Source organism: Enterobacter quasimori (genome assembly GCF_018597345.1).
Classification (GTDB): domain Bacteria; phylum Pseudomonadota; class Gammaproteobacteria; order Enterobacterales; family Enterobacteriaceae; genus Enterobacter; species Enterobacter mori.
This window is the reverse complement of record NZ_JAHEVU010000001.1, coordinates 594,535-618,434: the sequence shown is the minus strand read 5'-3', so window position 1 is coordinate 618,434 and position 23,900 is coordinate 594,535. Positions and strand designations below refer to the sequence as shown.

22 protein-coding genes are annotated in these 23,900 nt (G+C 56.1%); 5 read left to right on the top strand and 17 right to left on the bottom strand.

Annotated features, from left to right (window positions below; genetic code table 11):
- Positions 1-95: 95 nt before the first annotated feature.
- On the top strand, positions 96-1,370 hold the full coding sequence (gene tyrS / locus KK102_RS02825) for a tyrosine--tRNA ligase (protein WP_126543848.1): 1,275 nt from the start codon (positions 96-98) through the stop codon (positions 1,368-1,370).
- 64 nt (positions 1,371-1,434) lie between these two features.
- Positions 1,435-2,295: a pyridoxal kinase PdxY gene (gene pdxY, locus KK102_RS02820; RefSeq protein WP_216356909.1), complete on the top strand. Its 861-nt coding sequence runs from the start codon at positions 1,435-1,437 to the stop codon at positions 2,293-2,295.
- A 60-nt stretch (positions 2,296-2,355) separates the two neighbouring features.
- Here the strand turns inward: pdxY and gstA are convergent, their stop codons facing one another.
- The 12 genes from gstA to blr form a co-directional block, all read right to left on the bottom strand.
- Complete coding sequence (gstA, locus tag KK102_RS02815; RefSeq protein WP_216356908.1) at positions 2,356-2,961, bottom strand: glutathione transferase GstA; 606 nt, start codon at positions 2,959-2,961, stop codon at positions 2,356-2,358.
- Positions 2,962-3,070: 109 nt separating this feature from the next.
- A complete protein-coding gene (dtpA, locus tag KK102_RS02810; RefSeq protein ID WP_126543851.1) occupies positions 3,071-4,579 on the bottom strand; it encodes a dipeptide/tripeptide permease DtpA in 1,509 nt (502 codons plus the stop codon).
- 612 nt (positions 4,580-5,191) lie between these two features.
- The gene (nth, locus tag KK102_RS02805; RefSeq protein WP_008500570.1) at positions 5,192-5,827 is read right to left on the bottom strand and encodes an endonuclease III; all 636 of its coding nucleotides are present in this window, start codon (positions 5,825-5,827) and stop codon (positions 5,192-5,194) included.
- Positions 5,824-6,510 carry an electron transport complex subunit E gene (locus tag KK102_RS02800; protein ID WP_010430367.1) on the bottom strand — a complete coding sequence of 229 codons (687 nt, stop codon included), beginning with the start codon at positions 6,508-6,510 and terminating at the stop codon, positions 5,824-5,826. The genes nth and KK102_RS02800 overlap by 4 nt, the downstream gene beginning before the upstream one ends.
- Before the next feature lie 2 nt (positions 6,511-6,512).
- The gene (rsxG, locus tag KK102_RS02795; RefSeq protein WP_126543852.1) at positions 6,513-7,133 is read right to left on the bottom strand and encodes an electron transport complex subunit RsxG; all 621 of its coding nucleotides are present in this window, start codon (positions 7,131-7,133) and stop codon (positions 6,513-6,515) included.
- A gap of 10 nt (positions 7,134-7,143) precedes the next feature.
- On the bottom strand, positions 7,144-8,196 hold the full coding sequence (gene rsxD, locus KK102_RS02790; RefSeq protein ID WP_126543853.1) for an electron transport complex subunit RsxD: 1,053 nt from the start codon (positions 8,194-8,196) through the stop codon (positions 7,144-7,146).
- A complete protein-coding gene (gene rsxC / locus KK102_RS02785; protein ID WP_216356907.1) occupies positions 8,197-10,218 on the bottom strand; it encodes an electron transport complex subunit RsxC in 2,022 nt (673 codons plus the stop codon).
- Positions 10,211-10,789, bottom strand: a complete 579-nt coding sequence (gene rsxB, locus KK102_RS02780; protein ID WP_042716342.1) for an electron transport complex subunit RsxB — start codon at positions 10,787-10,789, stop codon at positions 10,211-10,213. The genes rsxC and rsxB overlap by 8 nt, the downstream gene beginning before the upstream one ends.
- The gene (gene rsxA, locus KK102_RS02775) at positions 10,789-11,370 is read right to left on the bottom strand and encodes an electron transport complex subunit RsxA (protein ID WP_010430378.1); all 582 of its coding nucleotides are present in this window, start codon (positions 11,368-11,370) and stop codon (positions 10,789-10,791) included. Before rsxA ends, rsxB begins: the two co-directional genes overlap by 1 nt.
- A gap of 76 nt (positions 11,371-11,446) precedes the next feature.
- A complete protein-coding gene (locus tag KK102_RS02770) occupies positions 11,447-11,887 on the bottom strand; it encodes a DUF2569 domain-containing protein (protein ID WP_126543855.1) in 441 nt (146 codons plus the stop codon).
- A gap of 85 nt (positions 11,888-11,972) precedes the next feature.
- Positions 11,973-12,188 (bottom strand): transcription modulator YdgT, encoded by a 216-nt coding sequence (gene ydgT / locus KK102_RS02765; protein ID WP_010430382.1) that lies wholly within the window; start codon positions 12,186-12,188, stop codon positions 11,973-11,975.
- A 221-nt stretch (positions 12,189-12,409) separates the two neighbouring features.
- Positions 12,410-12,535, bottom strand: coding sequence for a division septum protein Blr (gene blr / locus KK102_RS02760; RefSeq protein WP_168112406.1), 126 nt, complete (start codon positions 12,533-12,535; stop codon positions 12,410-12,412).
- 241 nt (positions 12,536-12,776) lie between these two features.
- Here blr and KK102_RS02755 point away from each other — a divergent pair, with 241 nt between their 5' ends.
- Positions 12,777-13,817 (top strand): oxidoreductase, encoded by a 1,041-nt coding sequence (locus tag KK102_RS02755; protein ID WP_126543856.1) that lies wholly within the window; start codon positions 12,777-12,779, stop codon positions 13,815-13,817.
- A 51-nt stretch (positions 13,818-13,868) separates the two neighbouring features.
- On the opposite strand, the gene add is transcribed toward KK102_RS02755, so the two are convergent.
- From add to malX, 3 genes are all read right to left on the bottom strand, one after another.
- Positions 13,869-14,870, bottom strand: coding sequence for an adenosine deaminase (gene add / locus KK102_RS02750; protein ID WP_126543857.1), 1,002 nt, complete (start codon positions 14,868-14,870; stop codon positions 13,869-13,871).
- A 96-nt stretch (positions 14,871-14,966) separates the two neighbouring features.
- Positions 14,967-16,139 carry a MalY/PatB family protein gene (locus KK102_RS02745; protein WP_216356906.1) on the bottom strand — a complete coding sequence of 391 codons (1,173 nt, stop codon included), beginning with the start codon at positions 16,137-16,139 and terminating at the stop codon, positions 14,967-14,969.
- 48 nt (positions 16,140-16,187) lie between these two features.
- Positions 16,188-17,780, bottom strand: a complete 1,593-nt coding sequence (gene malX / locus KK102_RS02740) for a maltose/glucose-specific PTS transporter subunit IIBC (protein ID WP_089599526.1) — start codon at positions 17,778-17,780, stop codon at positions 16,188-16,190.
- A 178-nt stretch (positions 17,781-17,958) separates the two neighbouring features.
- Here malX and KK102_RS02735 point away from each other — a divergent pair, with 178 nt between their 5' ends.
- The gene (locus tag KK102_RS02735; protein ID WP_126543859.1) at positions 17,959-18,987 is read left to right on the top strand and encodes a Mal regulon transcriptional regulator MalI; all 1,029 of its coding nucleotides are present in this window, start codon (positions 17,959-17,961) and stop codon (positions 18,985-18,987) included.
- Positions 18,988-19,113: 126 nt separating this feature from the next.
- On the opposite strand, the gene KK102_RS02730 is transcribed toward KK102_RS02735, so the two are convergent.
- Together KK102_RS02730 and manA are read right to left on the bottom strand one after the other, a co-directional pair.
- Positions 19,114-20,628, bottom strand: a complete 1,515-nt coding sequence (locus tag KK102_RS02730) for a YdgA family protein (protein WP_216356905.1) — start codon at positions 20,626-20,628, stop codon at positions 19,114-19,116.
- 99 nt (positions 20,629-20,727) lie between these two features.
- The gene (gene manA, locus KK102_RS02725; RefSeq protein ID WP_216356904.1) at positions 20,728-21,903 is read right to left on the bottom strand and encodes a mannose-6-phosphate isomerase; all 1,176 of its coding nucleotides are present in this window, start codon (positions 21,901-21,903) and stop codon (positions 20,728-20,730) included.
- Between the two features lie 199 nt (positions 21,904-22,102).
- Between manA and fumA the strand changes: the two genes are divergently transcribed.
- The gene (gene fumA, locus KK102_RS02720) at positions 22,103-23,749 is read left to right on the top strand and encodes a class I fumarate hydratase FumA (protein ID WP_216356903.1); all 1,647 of its coding nucleotides are present in this window, start codon (positions 22,103-22,105) and stop codon (positions 23,747-23,749) included.
- The last annotated feature ends 151 nt before the right edge of the window (positions 23,750-23,900 follow it).

Here is a 23,900-nt window from a genome sequence, read left to right as displayed (position 1 = left end):
GCACACCGCGCTTGCGCTTTATTCTATGGTCCTTTCGCATCAGGCGAAAAGTCGTGTACCGGCAAAGGTGCAGTCGTTTATACATGGAGAATTTGATGGCAAGCAGTAACTTGATTAAACAATTGCAAGAGCGGGGCCTTGTGGCCCAGGTGACGGACGAGGAAGCGTTAGCAGAGCGACTGGCGCAAGGCCCGATCGCGCTCTATTGCGGCTTCGATCCCACCGCTGACAGCTTGCATTTGGGGCATCTTGTTCCATTGTTATGCCTGAAACGCTTCCAGATGGCGGGCCATAAGCCTGTTGCCCTGGTGGGCGGCGCGACCGGTCTGATTGGTGACCCAAGCTTCAAAGCCGCTGAGCGTAAACTGAACACCGAAGACACCGTGCAGGAGTGGGTGGATAAAATCCGCAAACAGGTGGCACCGTTCCTCGACTTCAACTGTGGCGACAACTCCGCAATTGCTGCTAACAACTACGACTGGTTTGGTGGCATGAACGTGCTGACCTTCCTGCGTGATATCGGCAAGCACTTCTCCGTTAACCAGATGATTAACAAAGAAGCCGTGAAGCAGCGTCTGAACCGTGACGACCAGGGCATCTCCTTCACCGAGTTCTCCTACAACCTGCTGCAGGGCTATGACTTTGCCTGCCTGAACAAACTGCACGGCGTTTCCCTGCAGATTGGGGGTTCTGACCAGTGGGGTAACATCACTTCCGGTATCGATCTGACCCGCCGTCTGCATCAGAATCAGGTCTTCGGCCTGACCGTTCCGCTGATCACCAAAGCCGACGGCACCAAGTTCGGTAAAACGGAAGGCGGCGCGGTGTGGCTCGATCCGAAGAAAACCAGCCCGTACAAATTCTACCAGTTCTGGATCAACACGGCGGATGCCGATGTTTACCGCTTCCTGAAGTTCTTCACCTTCATGGACATTGAAGAAATCAATGCGCTGGAAGAAGAAGACAAGAACAGCGGTAAAGCACCGCGCGCGCAGTACGTGCTGGCGGACGAAGTGACCAAACTGGTTCACGGTGAAGAAGGTCTGGCCGCGGCAAAACGCATTACCGCAAGCCTGTTCAACGGTACCCTGAGCGATCTGAGCGAAGCGGACTTCGAACAGCTGGCGCAGGACGGCGTGCCGATGGTTGAGATGGAAAAAGGCGCTGACCTGATGCAGGCGCTGGTGGACTCCGAGCTGCAGCCGTCTCGCGGTCAGGCGCGTAAAACCATCGCGTCTAACGCCATCACCATCAATGGTGAGAAGCAGTCTGACCCGGAATACACCTTCGTTGACGGCGATCGTCTGTACGGACGTTACACGCTGCTGCGTCGCGGTAAGAAAAATTACTGTCTGGTCTGCTGGAAGTAATTATAAGTACGCAGGGGCGTGGGAAACCACGCCCTTTTGTTTTTACAGGGTTTGGTAAGAAAAAATGAACAACATCCTCGCCATCCAGTCCCACGTTGTTTTTGGGCATGCTGGCAACAGCGCAGCGGAATTCCCGATGCGCCGCCTCGGTGCCAACGTCTGGCCCCTCAATACCGTACAGTTTTCAAACCACACGCAATACGGCAAATGGACCGGCTGCGTGATGCCGCCTTCGCACTTGACGGAGGTTGTGCAGGGTATTGCCGAAATCGACCAGCTTAGGCGCTGTGACGCGGTGCTGAGCGGCTATCTCGGTTCAGCAGAGCAGGGGGAACATATCCTGGGGATCGTTCGTCAGGTGAAAGCGGCGAATCCGGCGGCAAAGTATTTTTGCGATCCGGTCATGGGCCACCCTGAAAAGGGCTGTATCGTCGCGCCCGGCGTGGCGGAGTTTCACGTCCGCCACGCGCTGCCGGCCAGCGATATTATTGCGCCAAATCTGATCGAGCTTGAAATCCTCTGCGAGCATCCGGTCAACAACGTAGAAGAGGCTGTAAGCGCCTCTCGCGAGCTAATTGCTCAGGGGCCTGAGATTGTCCTGGTTAAGCATCTGGCGCGTGCAGGCCTCAGCCAGGACCGTTTTGAGATGCTGCTGGTGACGAAAGACGAGGCGTGGCATATCAGCCGTCCGCTGGTGGATTTTGGCGTGCGTCAGCCGGTTGGCGTAGGCGATGTAACCAGTGGCCTGCTGCTGGTGAAATTACTACAGGGCGCGACGCTGCGCGATGCGCTGGAGCATGTGACCGCAGCAGTTTATGAAATTATGATGGCGACGAAAAACATGCAGGAATATGAGCTGCAGGTGGTGGCTGCACAGGATCGTATCGCAAAACCAGAGCATTATTTCAGCGCAACCCAATTGTAAGAGCCGGGATAGTGTAGGCCGGGTCAGCGCAGCGCCACCCGGCAGTACAGAGTGCTCGGATTAATTCAACCCTTCCGCTTTCAGCGCCGCCGCGACGGCAGGGCGCGCCGCTACGCGCTCCATGTACGACGCAATATGATCTAACCCTTCCAGGTTCAGCTTCACCGCGCGCGCCCAGCGCAGAACGGTAAACAGATACGCATCAGCAATGGTGAAACGCGCGCCGCAGATCCACTGTTCGTCCTTCAGCGATTCATTAATGTACTGCATCTTTTTCTCAAGCAGCGCACGTACGGTCGGTTTGTACTCATCTGGGGTATCCGGGCGGAACAGCGGCGTAAAGCCTTTGTGCAGCTCGGTCGCGATGTAGTTGAGCCACTCAAGGGTTTTATAGCGAGAGATACTGCCTGTTGGTGCCAGCAGCTGACGATCCGGCACGTTGTCGGCCAGATACTGCATAATCGCCACGCCTTCGGTCAGCAGCGTACCGTCATCCAGCAGCAGAGCCGGAACTTGTCCTTTCGGGTTGATCGCGAAAAAATCATCGCCGTTTTCGAGGCGCTTTTTCATCAGGTCAACGCCGTCCAGCGTGAAATCTTTGCCGCTCTCGCGAAGAGTGATATGGGAAGCAAGAGAGCAGGCGCCCGGTTTGTAGAACAGTTTCATCGGTAACTCCTTTTTGCTGAGGTATCAGCTATGTTAGTGCGCGTTCGGATAAAAAAAAAGCCGCTAATGCTTTAGCGGCTTCTTTCCATTCAGTCGTTTCCCGATGACATTACGCGGTAGCGGTTTCGGTCGCTTTAGTCGTTTTGTCGTCGTCCTGAGTCATACGATTCAGCTTAGGCGCGGTCAGCAGCATCAGCACAGCGATAACCGCCGTGGCAATACCAATCTGCATGAACACGGTGCCGTACACGTCCAGGGAAAGCAGTGGATCAGTCACGTTTTCCGGAACCGCCATCAGGTTAGCAATCTTACCTGCAATGATTGCCGCACCCGCAGTGGTCAGGAACCAGCTACCCATGATGAAGCCCATCAGACGCTGTGGCACCAGCTGTGCAACCATCGCCAGGCCCAGACCGGAGATCATCAGCTCACCGATAGACTGCAGAGCGTAGCTCAGGATCAGCCAGTTAACGGAGACGATACCCGCGTCGGACGCAAATTTCGTTCCCAGCGGCAGCACCAGGAAGGCGCAAGAGCACAGCACCATGCCCACGGCGAACTTGTGCGGCATTGGCAGACGGTCACCCATCTTGTTATAGATAGCGGCCAGAATCGGGGAACCAATCATGATCCAGAACGGGTTCAGCGCCTGGAACTGCTCAGGTTCGAACGCGATACCGAGGATTGAATGTTCAACGTTACGGATAGCGAAGAAGTTCAGGGAAGTTGGCATCTGGCTGTACAGCACGAAGAAGATAATCGCTTCCAGCATCAGGATGAATGCAACAATCATCTTACGACGTGCAGCGCCCTGCATGGCGAAGGCTTCTTTCGCAAAGATGCAGACGATGCCCAGCGCAACCACGCCCAGAACCGCACGTGCAACGCCCTGGTTGTGCAGCAGCCAGGTGGCGATCGCGGCGAGAACGACAACGCCCGCGATGGTGGCCAGCAGTTTACCCATGTGAACCGGTTCGAAGTCTGGCTTAGAACCGTAGTCTTTAACCCAGCTGCGGCAGAACAGGAAGTTTACAACGGTGATCAGCATACCCACGAAGCTCAGTGCAAAGGCCACGCTCCAGCCGAATTTCGCTGCCAGCCATGGTGTTGCCAGCATGGAGAAGAATGATCCAATGTTGATGGACATGTAGTACATGGTAAATGCACCGTCCAAACGTGGGTCATCTTTGTTGTAGCAGGTAGAGAGCAGGGAGGACGGGTTCGCTTTGAACAGACCGTTACCGACGGCAATCGTTGCCATACCCATATAGACCACAGCCGCATCGTGTCCAGACCATGCAACCAGACCATAGCCAATCGCCAGGACAATGGCGCCCAGCATAATGACGCGTTTGGTGCCGAGGACTTTGTCACCCAGCCAGCCGCCGATAGCAACCAGACCGTACACCAGAGCACTGAAGGAGGAGAACAGCGTGATGGAATCCGCTTCGGACATACCCAGTTGTTTAACCAGGTAAACCGCCATGATCCCTTGCAGGCCGTAATAACCAAAACGCTCCCATAACTCGATAGAGAAGATGAGATAGAACGCTTTCGGCTGTTTGAAAGCGTTGAGACTCACGCTTTCATTTGTTGGTTTATTGTTTGCAGTAGACACATATACCTCTTTTTTTACATCCCATATTAACGGGGGTGTTCATAGCGTGATGACCGTAGTCCATCCGCTTTATAGTTATATTGGGAGGGGAAACGGCGGGTAATGTTCACTATCCTGACCCATCTGGCAATATGTTTGAAATACTCTGTTACATTTAACTGGAGTGGTATAATCCACGGGTCACACAAATGTTATTCAGCGTTAAATTTCATCCGTTGCGTTTTGTTGGTTTTTTTCACTGCCCCCAGCCCCTTTTCAGCCCGATATGGCGATATGTTCTGCTATTTGGCCTTTAAGGTAGTGATATAGCCCATAATCTGAAAAATGACTGGTCTTATATGCGGTAAATGAACGGTTAATTCTTGTCAGGAAAAGGTTTTGCGAGGGGTTTGACAACAAAAATCCAACATGACGTTATCAGAGTGATCTTGATCACAGATGTATAGAAATTTTTGGTGATGAAAAAACTATTAACCTGTTTGAGTGTTAAATGGCCGAACAATCCATAAGGTGGGATAGCGCAAAAGCGGACAAATTACGGTCAAAAGGAAGGTGTGCAGAGGGCCTTCCTTTTATAGGGTTTTGATTCGGGAGTGAAAAACGCTAAAGCGATCAGGGATAGACTTTTTCTTTATATTCGCAAAGATCTTCGATGATGCAGGAGCCGCAGCGAGGCTTGCGTGCGATGCAGGTATAGCGGCCATGCAAAATCAGCCAGTGATGACAGTCGACCTTAAATTCCGCCGGAACGACTTTTAATAACTTCTCCTCAACCTGTTCAACGTTTTTGCCAGGTGCAAAGTTGGTGCGGTTAGAGACGCGGAAAATGTGCGTATCGACGGCGATAGTCGGCCAGCCGAACGCCGTATTCAGCACCACGTTCGCCGTTTTGCGTCCGACGCCGGGCAGTGCCTCCAGCGCGGCGCGATCCTCTGGCACTTCGCCTCCGTGCTGTTCCAGCAAAATCCGGCAGGTTTTGATCACGTTCTCGGCCTTGCTGTTAAACAGGCCGATGGTTTTGATATACGACTTCACGCCTTCGACGCCTAACTCAAGCATCGCCTTCGGCGTGTTGGCCACCGGATAGAGCAGGGCGGTGGCTTTATTGACGCTCACGTCGGTAGCCTGCGCAGAGAGCAACACGGCGATCAGCAGCTCAAACGGGGAGGTAAAATTCAGCTCCGTCGTTGGGTGCGGGTTCTCGTCCCGCAGACGGGTCAGGATCGCAATGCGCTTTTCTTTATTCATGAAGCCTTCTCGGGTGTCCCTTCCAGAACGCTACGCTCAGCCGCGCGGCGCTTACGTTTTTCATCAATCAGGTATTTTATCGCCAGCATCATGCCAAGGCCAATAAAAGCACCCGGCGGCAGCATGGCCAGCAGGAATGGCGTATCGGTGTGGAACACTTCGATACGCAACGCTTTTGCCCAGCCGCCCAGCAGCGCATCTGCACCGTCAAACAGCGTACCGTTGCCGAGGATCTCACGAAGCGAGCCGAGGACAAACATGGCACCTGTCGCCCCCATACCGATGGCGAAACCGTCAAGCGCCGACATCGCCGGGCTGTTCTTCACGGCAAACGCCTCGGCGCGCCCGACCACAATACAGTTGGTCACGATTAGCGGAATGAAGATCCCAAGCGACTGATACAGGCCAAACGCGTAAGCGTTAATCAGCATCTGAACGATACTCACCACCGACGCGATGATCATGACGTAAATCGGAATACGGATCTCCGACGGCGTCCAGCGGCGCAGTGCGGAAATGGACAGGTTGGTCAGGGTCAGCACCAGCGTGGTTGCCAGACCCAGACCGAGCGCGTTGGTGGCGGTGGATGTTACCGCCAGCAATGGGCACATCCCCAGAAGCTGTACCAGCGCGGAGTTGTTCTTCCACAGTCCCTGGACAATAACCTCTTTAACCTGGCTCATGATTACTCTCCACAGGCCGGAAGATTGTTGATTTGCGCGGGCAGCGTTTCCGCATACAGCCCGGCGCGTTTTACGGCATTCACCACGGCGCGCGGCGTGATGGTCGCGCCGGTGAACTGGTCGAACTCGCCGCCGTCTTTCTTCACCGCAAACGCGGTGTCACCTTCGCCATGGATCGCTTTACCGGCAAAGTGCAAAATCCAGTCGCTTAAGCGCGTTTCAATTTTATCGCCAAGGCCCGGCGTTTCGTGATGCTCCGTCACACGGGTACCCAGTACGGTACCGGAAAAATCGCTGCCGACGAGCAGCTGAATGGCGCCGGAATAACCGTCGGGTGCCGTGGTTTCCATGACTGCACCCACCGGTCGATCCCCTTTGCGGGCGATAAAGACGCGGTGCGAGCCTTTCCCAAGCTGCGGCGCTTCTACAACAAAGCAGCTTTTCTGCAGGTCATTATCGTAGAAGTCCGACGGGATCACCTGATCAAACAGCGCTTTTTGCTGCTTTGCCGCCTGCTCATCAATCGTCGATTTGGTTAGCTCGTTCACCAGCGCCGTCAGGCCGGTCAGTACCGCAGCGAAAATAGCCAGCGTGACGCCGTGTTTTTGCATGGTCTTTAACATGGCGAAACCCTTAGCGATGACCGTACACGCGTGGACGCGTGTAGTAGTCGATGAGCGGAACGGTAATGTTGGCGAGCAGGACGGCGAACGCTACCCCATCCGGATAACCGCCAAAGCTGCGAATCAACCACACCAGCAGGCCCGCCAGCGCGCCGAAGATCAGGCGGCCACGGTTGGTGGTCGACGCCGTAACCGGGTCGGTAAGAATAAAGAATGCACCCAGCATGGTCGCCCCGGAGAGCAGGTGCATCTGCGGGCTGGCCAGTGACTCAGGCGAGAATACCCAGCCCAGCGTGGCGCAGACCGCCAGCGTCACGAGGAAGCTGACCGGAATATGCCAGCGGATCGCTTTCTGCTGCAGCAGGAACAGGCCGCCCAGCAGATACGCCAGGTTGACCCACTGCCAGCCGGCTCCCGCCAGCACGCCGCTGTAGATGGCGGATTTCATGATCTGCTCAACGCTGTGCCCGGCGTGCAGGGACGTCTTAAAGGTATCGAGAGGCGTCGCCTGGCTGATTCCGTCCACGCCCATACGCAGCGCGTTCATATCAGCGCCGAGAGCCGTATGGCCGGTAAAGATAACGTGCAGGGCATCCATAAAGCCAGGAACCGTGGCGGCAATGTCATGGGGTGGCAACCAGCTGGTCATCTGCACCGGGAAGGAGATCAGCAGAACAACGTAGCCGATCATTGCCGGGTTAAATGGGTTATGCCCGAGCCCGCCGTACAGCTGTTTGGCGATAATCACCGCAAACACGGTACCGAGCACCACCATCCACCATGGGGCAAGCGGCGGAATACTGATGGCCAGCAGCAGCCCGGTCAGCAACGCGGAATTGTCCGCGAGAATGCGGGAGACCGCCATTTTTCGCAGCTTCAACACGAGCGCTTCCGCCGCTAGCGCACTGGCACAGCCAAGGACCAACTGGAAAAGGGTTCCCCAGCCGAAAAACCAGAACTGAACGGCGATGCCTGGCAACGCCGCCAGGCAGACCAGCATCATGATGCGCGATGTCTGGCGCTGGTTATGGGTGTAAGGGGAACTTGCGATTCTGAAAACCATTTAATCCTCGTTAACTGCTTGTTGTGCGGCTTTCTTCGCCTGAACGCGCGCAATCGCGGCGGCGACGGCGGCTTTGCGTGGATCGTCGTTTGCGGCCTGCGGCTGCTCTTCCTGCTGGGCGGCTTTGCGCGCTTTGGCCCGAGCGATAGCGGCTTCGACAGCGGCTTTGCGCGGGTCAACCGGCACTTCGGGCTCCGCAGTTTGCGCCTGCTGCGCTGCTTTGCGCGCTTTCGCGCGTGCGATGGCCGCTTCGACGGCTGCTTTACGCGGATCCTCAGCGTCTTTCTCAACAACCACGTCCTGCTGGCCAGCTTTACGGGCTTTGGCACGGGCAATTGCCGCTTCAACCGCCGCTTTACGCGGATCGACGCCAGGTTCCGGCTGGGCAGTTTCTGCTTTTTCTGCCTGACGGGCGCGAGCCTGGGCCTTGCGCGCTTCGCGTGCCGCAATCGCTTCGCTGTTATCCGGTTTTTCGCCTGCCGGGATCACCAGGGTTTGCGCTGCAGTGGCTTTTTTCTCCCGCACGCGCGCCAGCGCAGCGTTGATGGCGTCCTGATCTTTCTCACCAGGCTGAACGGCAGCCTGTTTATGGCGCTCCTGGCGGGCGATTTTCTCGCGTTCGAGACGCGCCTGGCGGGCTTCAAAGCGCGCTTTGGCTTCGGCTGCGCGCTTCTCTTCCATTGAGATGGCATAAATCTCGGCCTTCTCCTGACGGAAGTATTGCACCAGCGGAATATTGCTTGGGCAGACCCAGGCGCAGGCACCGCATTCAATACAGTCGGCAAGATTGTGGGCTTGCGCTTTGTCGTGCAGCTGGCCTTTGCTGTACCAGTACAGCTGCTGCGGGAGCAGATCCGCCGGGCAGGCATCAGCGCAGGCGCTGCAGCGGATGCAGCCTTTTTCTTCCTGTTCTTCACCCATCTCGGTCGGAGAGGGGGCGAGCAGACAGTTAGTAATTTTGACGACCGGGACATCCAGCCACGGCAGGGTAAAGCCCATCAGCGGGCCGCCCATGATCACCATCTGGTCGCTGCCAGGGCAAAACTCAGCCTGCTCCAGCAGATGACGCACCGGCGTACCCAGACGCGCCCAGACGTTGCCCGGACGGGACACCGCTTCACCGGTCAACGTCACCACGCGCTCGGTTAACGGCTCGCCGTCAATCACCGCGCGTTTTACCGCATATGCCGTACCGACGTTTTGCATCAGCACGCCAATGTCAGAGGAGCGGCCACCGTGCGGTACTTGTTTACCGGTGAGGATCTGGGTCAGCTGCTTTGCGCCGCCAGACGGGTATTTGGTCGGGATTACGCGCAGGCTAATATCATGGCAACCCGCCAGCACGGCACGCAGCATGGAAATGGCCTGCGGCTTATTGTCTTCAATGCCTATCAGCACTTCTCGTGGCTGCAGAATATGGGCGAGAATGCGAATACCTTCCACCACCTGGGCGGCACAGTCCTGCATCAGACGGTCATCGGCGGTGATATAAGGTTCGCATTCCGCAGCGTTGATGATTAGCGTGTTAATTTTGTCGCCACCGCCGCGCAGCTTGGTACCCGTCGGGAAACCCGCGCCGCCAAGACCGGCCACGCCGAACTGATGAACGCGTTCAATCAGCTCTTCCCGGCTGCGGGAACGGTAATCGCTCCAGCCGTCACGGTCGATCCAGCGGTCTTCGCCGTCGGCTTCAATAATCACGCTTAGTTCAGACAGCGCTGAAGGGTGCGCGACGGTATGTGGGGCGATCGACACCACTTTACCGGAGGTGGGGGCGTGTACCGGCAGCATCCGTCCGCGGCCAAAGGTCAGCGGCTGGCCGCGAAGAACGGTATCGCCTTCTTTTACGCAGAGTTCGCCTTCCGCGCCGATATGCTGTTTGAGCGGCATGACGTAACGCGTCGCCAGCGGAATTTGCCGCAGCGGCGTGCCGTTTGACTGGGTTTTCATCTCCGGGGGATGGATACCGCCGTCGAAATCCCAAATCTTCTCTTTTCTGAAAGCAGAAAATAACTTAAGCATGTTGTTCCACAGGAATATTGCGAACCGGAATGGTCTGAAGATCCCATTTCCAGCTTTCGGTAGTCGTTTCAACCGGGCGCAGTTCTATGCACTGCGTTGGGCAGGGGGCCACGCAAAGGTTACAGCCGGTGCACAGATCGGCCACAACGGTGTGCATGGCGCGGGTTGCGCCCACAATGGCATCAACAGGGCAGGCCTGAATACATTTGGTGCAGCCGATACAGTTCGCTTCGTCGATCACCGCGAGGGCGCGAACCGGCTCCTGCACCTCGGCATCGCCGTCGACAGGCTGCGGGTCAACGTTAAGCAGGGCGGCAATTTTCAACATCACCGCTTCGCCACCGGGCGCACAGCGGTTGATTTTTTCACCCTGCACGCCAACCGCTTCGGCATAAGGCCGACAGCCGGGGTAGCCACATTGCCCACACTGGCTTTGCGGCAGCAGCTCGTCAATTTTTTCGACAACGGGATCGTCCTCAACCGCGAAACGGCGGGAGGCGTAGCCCAGAATCAGGCCAAACACCAACCCCAGTACGCTGATGGAGGCGATGGCAATCCAGATAGCACTCATTACAACTTCACCAGACCACTAAAGCCCATAAAGGCCAGAGACATTAAACCTGCTGTCACCAGAGCAATGGCGTTTCCGCGGAAGGGGGCGGGAATATCCGCTGCAGCCAGACGTTCACGAATAGAGGCAAACAGAACCATGACCAGTGAGAAACCGACGGCGGCAGAAAAGCCGTAAAGCGCCGACTGCATGAAGTTATGCCCGAGGTTGATGTTAAGCAGCGCCACCCCGAGTACGGCACAGTTGGTGGTGATCAGCGGCAGGAAGATACCCAGCAGGCGATAGAGCGCCGGGCTGGTTTTGCGCACCACCATTTCGGTAAATTGCACGACGACCGCAATGACCAGAATAAAGGACAAGGTGCGCAAATAGATCATGTCCAGCGGGATCAGGATCCAGGTATCAATCAACCATGCGCAGATGGACGCCAGCGTCATGACGAAGGTTGTCGCCAGCCCCATGCCCATCGCGGTCTCCAGTTTTTTGGAAACCCCCATAAAAGGACACAGGCCAAGAAACTTCACCAGAACGAAGTTGTTAACCAGCACAGTGCCGACAAAGAGCAGTAAGTAATCGGTCATTATTCAGCCTGAAATAAAAAAGCCGCCTATTATCGGACAAAGCACGACAGGCGACAACAGGTTAACAGTAAGGTTATTACGGGTTCACGAAGGTTTTCTTCACCCGCGTCGAACGCTTGAAGTAAGGGACCAGCAGCGCAGCAGCCAGTAACGGGAATAACAGCTGGCGAACCGCTAGCGCGTCAGAAACCGGAGAAAAAGCAAAGGCTTTCACCGCCAGCAGCACGGAAATTAGCAGCCAGATAATATAATGTTTTGGCACACTTTTTCGGCGCTTAAAGAACGCAATGGTCAGCCAGAGCGTGTAGTACCACATCCCGATGGCGAAGACGAACGAGGCAAACCACAACGCAATATTAAGCACGCTTTGCGACATCAGGGTCTGAATGGCATGAGGTGCGATCAGCGCGGTGGTATAGAGTAACAGCGCAAGCGATGCGCTTAATAATGCAACCAGCAGCCATGCCAGCGGGGCGATTAACCAGCCTCCAATTCTTTCTCCAGGCGATACGGTCATGCTCTCTCCCATAGTCTGCGCGAAAGGGTATACAGAAATTTGCAGGGCGGAGAGTATATAACATTTCGCGCGGATGGCTACTTTCTTATAAAACGTAACGCCATACGGACTTCGGCACTTCCCCGACGTTGAACAAACGGCCACCGGAGACCAGTTCAGCCCGGCGGTGGTCAGCGGCGCGATACATATTGATAATTTCGTGATTATCCGACAGCGTGTAGTTCAGATGGTCAAACAGTTTTTCCAGGCTCTCAAGGGAATTGATCTTGCGAAATTTTAATAAATAGTCCTGAACTGTCATGTTAATAAGTTTCCATATAAAAGTGAGTAATACCCGTGTCGGTAATTCGTTCGAATAATAAACGGATAAATAAAGACGTAAACAGCCCACTCAGGTAATGTGACGAAATTAGGAGTTTTCTTTGCAGAAAGATTCAGGCATCAGACGATGCCTGGAAGAGAAGGTTAACTCTGTTCAACACGGCTGGCAATATGCAACTGACAGAATGTGTCACAAGGGCGCTACTTCGGCTGTGCGACGGTGACAGGCTCCGGCGGTTGGTAGTTATCGATGTGGCTGGCAACGCCAAGCAAAATGACCGAAACCCCAAGGACAATCCATCCCGCTAATTCAATGATTCGATTAATTATTGATGACATGACTCGTGTTTGTAATTTATCCATAAATACAGATTGCAAATGTTACCGTGCAGCATTGACCTCGGCAAGCGGTTTGGGAACGATACCCTCAATCAATCTTAGTGAGTTACATCCTTGTAACAAAAACATCTGGTGCAAGGTGCTATTTTAAGTCATATGACACATTATTAATGTGTAGTAATACCCGCAAAGCCAGTGGGAAATAAGATAATGACAGGAGGACACTTCGATGAGTGAAAATATCCGTGTCGGGCTGATTGGTTATGGTTACGCGAGTAAAACCTTTCATGCGCCTCTGATTAGCGGGACGCCGGGAATGTCGCTGGGGGCGGTTTCGAGCAGTGATGCCGCCAAAGTACATGCCGACTGGCCAACCGTTCCGGTTGTTTCTGAGCCTAAACATCTTTTCAACGATCCGAATATTGATGTCATCGTCATTCCTACCCCAAACGACACGCACTTTCCGCTAGCTAAGGCGGCGCTGGAGGCGGGTAAACATGTTGTGGTCGATAAGCCCTTTACCGTGACACTGTCACAGGCGCGCGAGCTGGATGCGCTGGCAAGAAGTCTTGGCAGGCTGTTGTCCGTTTTTCATAACCGGCGCTGGGACAGTGATTTCCTGACGGTGAAAGCCCTGCTTGGTGAAGGCACTCTCGGTGAAATAGGCTATTTTGAATCGCATTTTGACCGATTTCGTCCACAGGTGCGTAACCGCTGGCGTGAACAGGCGGGCCCCGGAAGCGGTATCTGGTATGACCTGGCGCCGCATTTACTCGATCAGGCCGTAAATCTGTTTGGTCTGCCGGTGAGTATGACGGTTGATTTAGCACAGCTTCGGCCTGGCGCGCAGACGACAGATTACTTCCACGCCGTTTTGAGCTATCCGCAGCGACGTGTTGTACTGCACGGGACGATGCTCGCCGCCGCGGAATCGGCGCGCTATATCCTTCACGGCACGCGCGGCAGCTACGTGAAGTATGGTCTGGATCCGCAGGAGGATCGCCTGAAAAACGGTGAGCGTTTGCCGCAAGAGGACTGGGGCTACGATATGCGTGATGGCGTGCTGACGCGCGCGGAAGGTGAAGAGCTGGTTCAGGAAACGCTGCTGACCATTCCTGGTAACTATCCGGCTTATTACGCGGCTATCCGTGATGCGCTCAACGGGACGGGGGAGAATCCGGTTCCGGCCAGCCAGGCGATTCAGATCATGGAGCTGATTGAGCTGGGCATCGAATCTGCCAAACATCGCGCCACGCTCTGTCTGGCATAAGTTCTCAATGTTTTTGTAGGCCGGGTAAGCGCAGCGCCACCCGGCAAATGCTCAACCGCGAGCCACTTTATCTTTAAGCGCCTGCTTCTCTTCAGGCGTCAGGAACGCAATTTCCAGCCCGTTAATCTGCGCCTGGCGGATCTGCTCGCGGCTCAGGCCCGCCTGCGGTGCGGCGATGTTGTATTCGTGAATAATATCCACACCCTGAACCGCCGGATCGTCGGTGTTCAGCGAGGCCAACACGCCGTGTTCCAGGAAGGTTTTCAGCGGATGTTTATCCAGCGTTGCCACGGTGCTGGTCTGAATGTTGGAGGTCAGGCAGGATTCGATACCGATGCGCTGCTCCGCCAGGAAATCCATCAGGGCACGATCTTCGACGGCTTTCACCCCGTGGCCGATACGCTCTGCGCCCAGCTCGCGAATGGCCTGCCAGATGCTTTCCGGGCCTGCTGCTTCACCCGCATGAACGGTAATGTGCCAGCCCGCGTCACGCGCGCGGTTGAAATGAGAGAGGAACAGGCTACCCGGGAAGCCGAGTTCATCCCCGGCGAGGTCGACAGCGGTGATCTGGTCACGATGCGCCAGCAATGCTTCCAGTTCCTGAAGGCAAGCCGCTTCACCGAAGGTGCGGCTCATAATGCCAATCAGACGCGCCTGAACGTCGAAGGCTTTACACCCTTCGCGCACGCCCTCAATCACCGCTTCCACCACGCCCGCGACGGGCAGGCTGTGGGTCATGGCCATATAGCCCGGCGAGAAGCGCAGCTCGACGTAATGCAGGCCGTTACGGGCGGCGTCTTCAATGTTCTCGAACGCCACGCGGCGGCAGGCTTCCAGCGAGGCCAGCATCTTTACGCCCCAGTCGAGCTTGCTCAGGAAGCTGACCAGGTCCGGCTCATTCGAGGTGACCTGAACATGGGGGATCAGGGTTTCAAGCGTTTGTGCTGGAAGCGTTAAATTGAACTGGCGGCCAAGATCGAGGATGGTTTGGGCACGAATGTTACCGTCAAGGTGACGATGAATATCAGTTAAAGGCAGGCGTGTATCAATCATGGTCGCACTCTTTGCTGGTTAAAGTGCGCCATATTATAAAAACAAAACGGGGTAAAAAGCTATTTGCGCAAGGGAATATTCCGTTGCGCAATGGCATTACAGCAGAGTAGCGATCCCGGCGATGAGGCGTTGCACCCCTTGTTCCAGCTTGCTGCGCGGACAGCCTGCGTTCAGGCGCACGAAGCCATTACCCTCTTTTCCGTAGGTATATCCCGGCATGATCGCCACTTTTTCCTGCTCTATCAGCACTTTTTGCAGCGCCCTGTCGTCAATGTTCAGCGGGCGCAGGTCAATCCATGCCAGATAGGTTGCTTCCGGCGGCTGCCAGTTCAGTTTCGGAAAAGCGTGGTTTAATTCCTGCGCGATAAACAACAGATTCTCTTCCAGATAACCCCGCAAGGCATCCAGCCATGGCGCTCCCTGCTGATAGGCGGCGATATGCGCCGTCAGCGCCAGCACGGAAGGGGAAGAGAGTCCGTCGCGGCCTTTAAGCGCGTGGAGGTAACCCATGCGACTCGCTTCATCGCCGATCAGGCCGTAAGCACCGGTCAGTGCCGGAATATTAAAGCTTTTCGAGCCAGAGGTGAGGAGCGCCCATTTGCCGCGTGCTACCTCATTCCACGGTGTGTGACGATGTTTTCCCCACACCATGTCCATATGAATTTCATCGCTGATCGCCGCCACGTCATAGCGTGTGCACAGTTCCGCCATCTGCGACAGCTCATCCCGCGTCCAGACCTTACCGGTTGGATTTTGCGGGCTGCAGAGCAGCAAGATTTTATTTTCTGTTTTCGCCAGGGCCGTCTCCAGCGCGGCCATATCACCCATCCAGCCGCTCGCCTGCTTCACCATCGCGACCGGAACAACGCGGCGCGCGTTGCCTTCGATGGCGTTATAAAACGCATCGTATGCCGGAGTATGAACCACCACGCCGTCGCCGGGCTGCGACCAGAGACGGATAAGCTCTGACACCATGTAGATGACGGAAGGGCCATAAACGACGGATTCGGTATCGATACGGCTGTTAAAGCGTTGCTTGAACCAGTGCGCGACGGCAGCCAGAAACTCATCGTTTTTCCAGCGGCTGTAGCCAAACACGCCGTGATCGATGCGCTGATGCAGCGCGTCGGTGATACAAGGGGCGGTGGCGAAGTCCATATCCGAGATAGTGAAGGGCAGCAGATCGGCCGCGCCAAAGCGGTCGGCGACGTAGTCCCACTGCGTACACCAGGTGCCGTGTCGATCCACGACGGTAGAAAAATCAAACATGACGTTAATCCTTAAAGTAAAACCCCCTCATGAGAGGGGGCTGGGGCATCAGGCTTCTACTGTTCGCATCAGGGTTGCCAGTTCATCCTTCACCGACTGCACCTGCGGGCCGATAACCACCTGCAAATTATGCTGATTTAACTGTACCACACCGATGGCGCGGTTAGCTTTCAGCGCATTGGTATCCACTTTCGACATATCCGCCACCGACAGACGCAGGCGGGTAATGCAGTTATCCAGCGAGGTGATGTTATCCGCACCGCCCAGCGCTGCCAGAATGGCAGGGGTGTTGTAACCCGATTTTCCGACCGTCCCCGCAACCGCTTGTTCAACGCTGGTCGCTGTTTCAGCATCGCGGCCTGGTGTTTTCAGGTTAAAGCGGGTGATGGCGAAGCGGAAGATGCCGTAGTACACCGCAAACCAGATTGCCGCCACGACCGGCACCAGATACCACTTGGTGGACAAGCCGTGCAGGATCCCGAACACCACGAAGTCAATCACGTTGCCGTCGGTGTTACCGATGGTGACGCCCAGCACCGCCATCACGGTGAAGCCCAGACCGGTCAGAACGGCGTGAATGAGATACAGCACCGGCGCGACGAACAGGAACAGGAATTCGATTGGCTCGGTTGTTCCGCCAACGACGCAGGCGATCACGCCCGAAATCAGCAGGCCTTTAATCTTATGACGATTTTCCGGACGAGCACAGTGGTACATCGCCAGCGCCGCGCCCGGCAGGCCGCCCAGGAAGGCAGGCATTTTGCCCTGAGACAGGAAACGGGTTGCGCTCTCAGAGAAGCCGTGGGTGGTCGGGCAGCTCAGCTGCGCCTGGAAGATCGTCAGCGCACCGCTCACGTCGTGACCGCACACCTCCATCGTCCCGCCCGCTTCGGTGAAGCGAATCAGGGCCACCAGAATGTGCTGCAGACCAAACGGCAGCAGCAGACGTTCACCGGTACCGAAGATCATCGGACCGAAATCACCCGCGCCGTTAATGATGCGGCCAATACCGGTGATACCCATCGCGAAGACAGGCCAGATCAGCGGAATGATCAGACCAAACAGACCCATTACCACGAGGGTGATAATCGGCACAAAGCGGGTACCGCCGAAGAAGGCCAGCGCATCCGGCAGGCGGATATTGTGGAAGCGTTCGTGCAGCATCCAGATAATCACACCCGCGATCACCGCACCGAGGATCCCGGTGTCGATAGACTGGATACCGATCACGCTCTGAATATTATTGGCTTTCAGTACGGCAGCGTCGGTGGTAGGAAGAATGCCTTTTGCGGTCAGCCAGAAGTTAACCGCAAGGTTCATTACCGCGTAACCCACGAAGCCCGCAAAGGCGGCTACGCCTTTATTCTCGCGCGCCAGGCCCAGCGGGATGGCGATGCAGAACATGACGGGCAGGAAACTAAACGCAAAGGAGCCGACTTTGCTCATCCAGATGAAGATCGCCTGCAGCACTGGGTTGCCGAGGAACGGGATCAGCGTGATGACGTCATGGCTGCTCAGGGAGCTGCCGATCCCCAGCATGATCCCGCAGAATGAGAGGAGTGCCACGGGCAGCATAAAGGTTTTACCCAGTTGCTGAAAAAACTCCCACAGCGATATTTTTTGTGCTGCTTTCGCCGTCATAAAACGACTCCTTGATGGTTAAAAATAGTTTACCTGCTTCAATGCAGCGAGAAGATAAAACGTTTTATCAAACTTTAGTGCGCGCTAAATCACATTCTCAGGCTTTTACTGGTAGTATAAAGATAACGTATTGATAAAACGTTTTACCGATCTCATTATCAGGGAGTCACGCCGACACATGGCTGTAGCGAAAAAAATCACCATCAACGATGTTGCCCTCGCGGCTGGCGTTTCCGTCAGCACGGTGTCGCTGGTTTTAAGCGGGAAGGGGCGTATCTCTCCCGCCACCGGACAGCGGGTCAACGAGGCGGTTGAACAGCTGGGCTTTGTGCGTAACCGTCAGGCGTCCGCGCTTCGCGGTGGGCAAAGCGGGGTGATTGGTTTGATCGTTCGCGACTTAACCTCGCCGTTTTATGCGGAGCTCACAGCCGGATTAACGGAGGCGCTAGAGGCACAGGGACGGATGGTGTTTTTGCTGCACGGTGGTCGCGACGCCGGGCAGCTGCTGTCCCGGCTGGATATGCTGTTGACGCAGGGGGTTGATGGCGTGATCGTGGCGGGGGCGTCGGGCGTGGGCAGCGAGCTGTGCGAGCGCGCCGCTGAGAAGGGGGTACCGCTGGTCTTTGCTTCCCGCGCCAGCTATCTCGACGAAGCCGATACGCTACGCCCGGATAACATGCAGGCCGCGCAAATGTTGACCGAGCATCTGATTCGTCGCGGGCATCAGCGCATCGCCTGGCTGGGCGGGAAAAGCTCGTCCCTGACGCGCGCCGAGCGGGTAGGCGGCTACTGTTCGACGCTGATCAAATACGGGCTGCCGTTCCACAGTGAGTGGGTCGTGGAGTGTGGATCCAGCCAGAAGATGGCGGCGGAAGCGATTGGTTCGCTGCTGCGCGCCAGCCCGACCATTAGCGCCGTGATTTGCTACAACGACGTGATTGCGATGGGAGCGTGGTTTGGCCTGATCCGCGCCGGACGTCAGAGCGGTGAAGGGGGCGTTGAAACCTTCTTCGGCCATCAGGTGGCGCTGGGGGCATTTGCCGATGTGGGCGAAAATGCCCTCGACGACCTGCCCATCGTCTGGGCGACTACCCCCGCGCGCGAAATGGGCTACACCCTGGCGGACAGGATCATGCAGCGCATCGACAATACGGAAGTCCAGGCCGGGCACCAGATTGTGGCGGCGCGACTGGTGACGGTGAAATAATCTCTGCTGCACATCGCCCGGCGGCGCTGCGCTTGCACGGGCCTACAACGGCCCGGAATCGTAGGCCGGGTAAGGCGTCAGCGCCACCCGGCAATAAAAAACCCCTCTTGCGAGGGGTTTTGACGTTTACTGCTGCGGTGCCGCCGGTTCAGCCGGTTCCGGCATCCCCAGCGCGGGCATACCAAACATGCCGACAAAATCTTCCAGCGGCATTTTATCGCCGTTCAGGGTGACCTGGCCGTTGGCATACTGCAGGCTGGTGGAAATCGTGTTGTCTTCCACTTTCGTGATGCGGAACATCTGGCCCATTGCCGCCAGACCTTTCACCTGCTGGTTCGCCAGCTTGCCGGCGTCTTCATCGCCGTAACCTTCCAGCTTCGCAATTTGGGTCATGAACTCGGTCGCCATGTCCATTGGGATGGTCAGCTTGCTCTCGAGCGACTTCACGCTGCGATCCACTTCCTGCGCCAGCGTCTGCGGTTCACCCGTTGCGGTGGCCGGATCTTTCAGGAACAGAGACAGGTTGAAGCTGGTTTCGCCTTTGCTGTTTTTCCAGCTCAGCGGCGCAACGGTTACCACCGGCTCGCCTTTCAGCAGGATCGGCAGGTTGTTGAACAGCACCGCCATCGCCTGCTGCTGGTACACTTCCGGGTTCTGCTGCAGCGCGGCATCGGTCAGCAGCGCCTGGCTCTCTTTGCTGTATTTCTGGCTAAATTCGTGCCACGCCTGGCCGTCGATATTGCCGATCTTCAGCGTTAATTTTCCGGTCCCCAGATCCTGATTCTGCACCTTCAGGCTCTTCAGGGCGTAATCCAGCTGCGTATTGATATTCTTGCCGTCTTTGGAAATGTCGGATTTGCCGTTCACGTCCATGCCTTCCAGCACGGCCATCTCTTTACCTTCAACCGCGATTGCAATCTTATCGAGAGAGAGCTTTTGATCGCCAATTCGCTCTTTAAAGTCGGTCATACGGCTGTTGCCGTCCGCTTTCAGGTTGTTGAAGCTGAGCTGAACCTTTTGGTTATATTCGTTAACCGCGTTCACCACGCCGCTTTCAGCTTCACCGGTCAGAGAGAACACGTTTCCTTCGCGGTCAGCGTCCAGTTTGAAGTTACCCCCGCTGAAGGCAACCTTCTCGTTCTCTTTCTCGTAGTTCAGCGCTTTCAGCGCAATATCGGAACTCGTGTCACCGGCATAGCTGATGCGGGTGTTAATTTCGAAAGGCGAGGTATTTTTTGCCAGATCAAACAGCGGCCTGGTGACGTCGTTATTCACCAGCACCGTGTGAACGGACGCCATTGATGGGATCAAATTAAACGATTTTAACTGCGCCAGCGGGAACGGACCGTGGCTGACCACTTCATCCAGCACCACGCTCTGGCCTGGCTTCAGCCAGGCGTTGGCGTTTCCTGCTACAGGTTTCACCACCATCTGCATATGGCTGGTAAACACGCCGCGCTGATAGTTCTGATAGCTAAGCTCAACGCCTGCCTCCGGCGCGCTTCGCTTAATCTCTCCGTTAGCCTGCGCCACCATCTCAGCCAGACGGCCTTCCAGCTGTTTCCCGGTAAACCAGGAGGCACCCGTCCAGACCACGCCTAACGCTACAATCACGCCTACCGCTACGACCGATTTTTTCATTGCGACTATCCCTAAAATGAAACCAGGCGGTAAAAACCGCCTGGAGATATTAAGCCTGCAACTAGCTTAGCAAGAGTTGTTAAAAAATTCAGTAAGTGCTTATAGCTTATTGAAAACGCGCGCCAGGCGACCGGTGCCGCTCACGCTGACCGGGGACTCATTGGCTGCAACGAATGCTGACTCACCGGGCTTAAGCACCAGACGCTGTTCGCCTTTGTGCAGCGTCGCTTCGCCCTCCACGCAGAACAGGATCGCCGCGCTCTCCTGTGCGATGGCGGTTTCGGCATGGCTCAGGTCGTGCAGAGAAAACGCAAAATCCTCAACAGGAATCGGGAAGTCCAGCTCTGCGCCGTTTTTCACCGGCTGAGTCAGCAGCTCCGCGGCAGGTTTAGCCACGAACTTCACGTTGGCGACCAGCTCAGGGATATCGATGTATTTTGGCGTCAGGCCCGCGCGCAGCACGTTATCCGAGTTGGCCATTACTTCCAGCGCTACGCCCTGCAGGTAGGCGTGCGGGGTTTCGGCGAACAGGAACATTGCTTCGCCCGGATTGAGCTTCACCACGTTCAGCAGCAGAGGGGAGAACAGGCCGCTGTCGTCCGGGTAGAATTGGGAAATCAGACGAATAGTCTCCCACGGTTCACCCTGCTGGCTGTTCAGCGCGGCTTTCAGCACCGCCAGGGCGTGAGATTTCTCTTCCCCCTGCATATTCAGCAGGCTGGCGAACAGCTGGCTCAGCGCGTCCGCGTTCGGGTTTTCCAGGAAGTGGGCGATAGCCTTGTTGGCTCCCGCCACGGGTTGCAGCAGAGAAACGATCTCCGAAAACTCGCGGAACGCGTTCATCGCCAGGAACGGCGTCAGCGCGAACACCAGCTCCGGCTTGTGGTTCGGATCTTTGTAGTTACGTTCAGCCGCGTCTAACGGAATACCCGCCGCGTTCTCTTTCGCAAAGCCGATTTCAGACGCTTGCTTGTTCGGGTGAACCTGGATGGAGAGCGGCTGGTCGGCGCACAGCACCTTAAACAGGAAGGGCAGTTCGCCGAAGCGGTGAGCAACCTTGTCACCCAGCAGCGCGGCTTTATCGGCCTCTATTACGTCACGCAGGCTGCGTACATAGCCGCTGGCGTCTTCAATTTTTGAGCTGCTCTTCGGGTGCGCGCCCATCCACAGCTCTGCCATCGGCAGGTTGTTCGGGTTGGCGATACCGTAGAGATCCGTTAACGCAGTTTTACTTCCCCAGGCGTAGTTTTGCACTGAGTTGATGAGTTTTTGCATTATCAAGCCCTGATTCAAATGTGGAATTAACTCCGGGTATTAAAGCAATAAACCGCGTGGAAGTAACCTGCGGATGTAAAAAGTCGTACTAGTCTCAGTTTTTGTTAAAAAATTGTGTAGGATAAGCTGACTCGCTTTTAAGCCGGGCAGCGGAACATCTGCCCTGAACAATCAGACCGAAGCAGTAAGTGAGAGAACAATGTCGAACAAACCCTTTCATTATCAGGATCCTTTTCCCCTCAGTAAGGATCAGACCGAGTATTACCTGTTAACCCGCGATCACGTCTCCGTCTCTGAGTTTGAAGGCCAGGAGATCCTCAAGGTGGATCCGCAGGCGCTGACGCTGCTGGCGCAGCACGCTTTCCACGACGCCTCGTTTATGCTCCGTCCTGCACACCAGCAGCAGGTGGCCGATATTCTGAGCGACCCGGAAGCCAGCGAGAACGATAAGTACGTTGCCCTGCAGTTCCTGCGTAACTCAGACATCGCCGCGAAAGGCATTCTGCCAACCTGTCAGGATACCGGTACGGCGATCATCGTCGGTAAAAAAGGCCAGCGTGTCTGGACCGGCGGCGGTGATGAAGCCGCGCTGGCGCACGGCGTTTATAACACCTACACCGAAGACAACCTGCGCTATTCGCAAAACGCCGCGCTGGACATGTACAAAGAGGTCAACACCGGCACCAACCTGCCAGCACAGATTGACCTCTACAGCGTCGACGGTGATGAGTACAAATTCCTCTGTATCGCTAAAGGCGGCGGTTCGGCCAACAAAACCTATCTCTATCAGGAAACCAAAGCGCTGCTCACCCCGGGCAAGCTGAAGAACTACCTGGTTGAGAAGATGCGCACCCTCGGCACCGCGGCGTGCCCGCCGTACCATATCGCGTTTGTGATTGGCGGTACCTCTGCGGAAAGCACGCTGAAAACCGTGAAGCTGGTCTCAACCAAATACTACGACGGCCTGCCTACCGAAGGGAACGAGCACGGCCAGGCGTTCCGCGACGTGCAGCTTGAGCAGGAGCTGCTGGAAGAAGCGCGTAACCTGGGCCTCGGCGCGCAGTTTGGCGGCAAATACTTCGCTCACGACGTGCGCGTGATCCGTCTGCCGCGTCACGGTGCCTCCTGTCCGGTCGGGATGGGCGTGTCCTGCTCGGCGGATCGCAACATCAAGGCGAAGATCAACCGCGACGGCATCTGGATCGAGAAACTGGAGAACAACCCGGGCAAATACATCCCGGAAGAGCTGCGTAAAGCGGGTGAGGGTGAAGCGGTTCGCGTTGACCTGAACCGTCCGATGAAAGAGATCCTGGCGCAGCTTTCGCAGTATCCGGTCTCGACCCGTCTCTCCCTGAACGGCACGATTATCGTGGGCCGCGACATCGCGCACGCGAAGCTGAAAGAGCGTCTGGACAACGGCGAAGGGCTGCCGCAGTACATTAAAGATCACCCAATCTACTACGCGGGCCCGGCAAAAACGCCTGAAGGCTACGCCTCCGGCTCGTTAGGCCCAACCACGGCAGGGCGTATGGACTCGTATGTCGACCAGCTGCAGGCCAACGGCGGCAGCATGATCATGCTGGCGAAAGGCAACCGCAGCCAGCAGGTGACGGACGCCTGCCACAAGCACGGCGGCTTCTACCTCGGCAGCATCGGCGGTCCGGCTGCGGTGCTGGCGCAGGGCAGCATCAAGAGCCTGGAGTGCGTGGAATACCCGGAACTGGGGATGGAAGCGATCTGGAAAATTGAAGTGGAAGACTTCCCGGCGTTTATCCTCGTGGATGACAAAGGTAACGACTTCTTCAAGCAGATCCAGTCTTCTCAGTGTTCGGCGTGTGTGAAGTAGTCTGAAGAAAATGCCGGGTGGCGCTGACGCTTACCCGGCCTGCATTCTCGTAGGTCGGGTAAGCGTCAGCGCCACCCGACACCAAAAAGAGCGCACAAAGCGCCATAACGTTTCTCAGAAGTCATCAATACTTATCCCTTAGGCATGTGAG

What these genes read in the sequence shown, in the direction of transcription:
- ydgT (WP_010430382.1), bottom strand. Translation starts at nt 12,188, where the DNA reads ATGACAGTTCAGGACTATTTATTAAAATTTCGCAAGATCAATTCCCTT.
- malX (WP_089599526.1), bottom strand. Translation starts at nt 17,780, where the DNA reads ATGACGGCGAAAGCAGCACAAAAAATATCGCTGTGGGAGTTTTTTCAG.
- pdxY (WP_216356909.1), top strand. Translation starts at nt 1,435, where the DNA reads ATGAACAACATCCTCGCCATCCAGTCCCACGTTGTTTTTGGGCATGCT.
- gstA (WP_216356908.1), bottom strand. Translation starts at nt 2,961, where the DNA reads ATGAAACTGTTCTACAAACCGGGCGCCTGCTCTCTTGCTTCCCATATC.
- tyrS (WP_126543848.1), top strand. Translation starts at nt 96, where the DNA reads ATGGCAAGCAGTAACTTGATTAAACAATTGCAAGAGCGGGGCCTTGTG.
- KK102_RS02755 (WP_126543856.1), top strand. Translation starts at nt 12,777, where the DNA reads ATGAGTGAAAATATCCGTGTCGGGCTGATTGGTTATGGTTACGCGAGT.
- KK102_RS02770 (WP_126543855.1), bottom strand. Translation starts at nt 11,887, where the DNA reads ATGACCGTATCGCCTGGAGAAAGAATTGGAGGCTGGTTAATCGCCCCG.
- rsxG (WP_126543852.1), bottom strand. Translation starts at nt 7,133, where the DNA reads ATGTTAAAGACCATGCAAAAACACGGCGTCACGCTGGCTATTTTCGCT.
- KK102_RS02730 (WP_216356905.1), bottom strand. Translation starts at nt 20,628, where the DNA reads ATGAAAAAATCGGTCGTAGCGGTAGGCGTGATTGTAGCGTTAGGCGTG.
- rsxD (WP_126543853.1), bottom strand. Translation starts at nt 8,196, where the DNA reads ATGGTTTTCAGAATCGCAAGTTCCCCTTACACCCATAACCAGCGCCAG.
- manA (WP_216356904.1), bottom strand. Translation starts at nt 21,903, where the DNA reads ATGCAAAAACTCATCAACTCAGTGCAAAACTACGCCTGGGGAAGTAAA.
- nth (WP_008500570.1), bottom strand. Translation starts at nt 5,827, where the DNA reads ATGAATAAAGAAAAGCGCATTGCGATCCTGACCCGTCTGCGGGACGAG.
- add (WP_126543857.1), bottom strand. Translation starts at nt 14,870, where the DNA reads ATGATTGATACACGCCTGCCTTTAACTGATATTCATCGTCACCTTGAC.
- fumA (WP_216356903.1), top strand. Translation starts at nt 22,103, where the DNA reads ATGTCGAACAAACCCTTTCATTATCAGGATCCTTTTCCCCTCAGTAAG.
- KK102_RS02800 (WP_010430367.1), bottom strand. Translation starts at nt 6,510, where the DNA reads ATGAGCCAGGTTAAAGAGGTTATTGTCCAGGGACTGTGGAAGAACAAC.
- KK102_RS02735 (WP_126543859.1), top strand. Translation starts at nt 17,959, where the DNA reads ATGGCTGTAGCGAAAAAAATCACCATCAACGATGTTGCCCTCGCGGCT.
- KK102_RS02745 (WP_216356906.1), bottom strand. Translation starts at nt 16,139, where the DNA reads ATGTTTGATTTTTCTACCGTCGTGGATCGACACGGCACCTGGTGTACG.
- rsxC (WP_216356907.1), bottom strand. Translation starts at nt 10,218, where the DNA reads ATGCTTAAGTTATTTTCTGCTTTCAGAAAAGAGAAGATTTGGGATTTC.
- rsxB (WP_042716342.1), bottom strand. Translation starts at nt 10,789, where the DNA reads ATGAGTGCTATCTGGATTGCCATCGCCTCCATCAGCGTACTGGGGTTG.
- rsxA (WP_010430378.1), bottom strand. Translation starts at nt 11,370, where the DNA reads ATGACCGATTACTTACTGCTCTTTGTCGGCACTGTGCTGGTTAACAAC.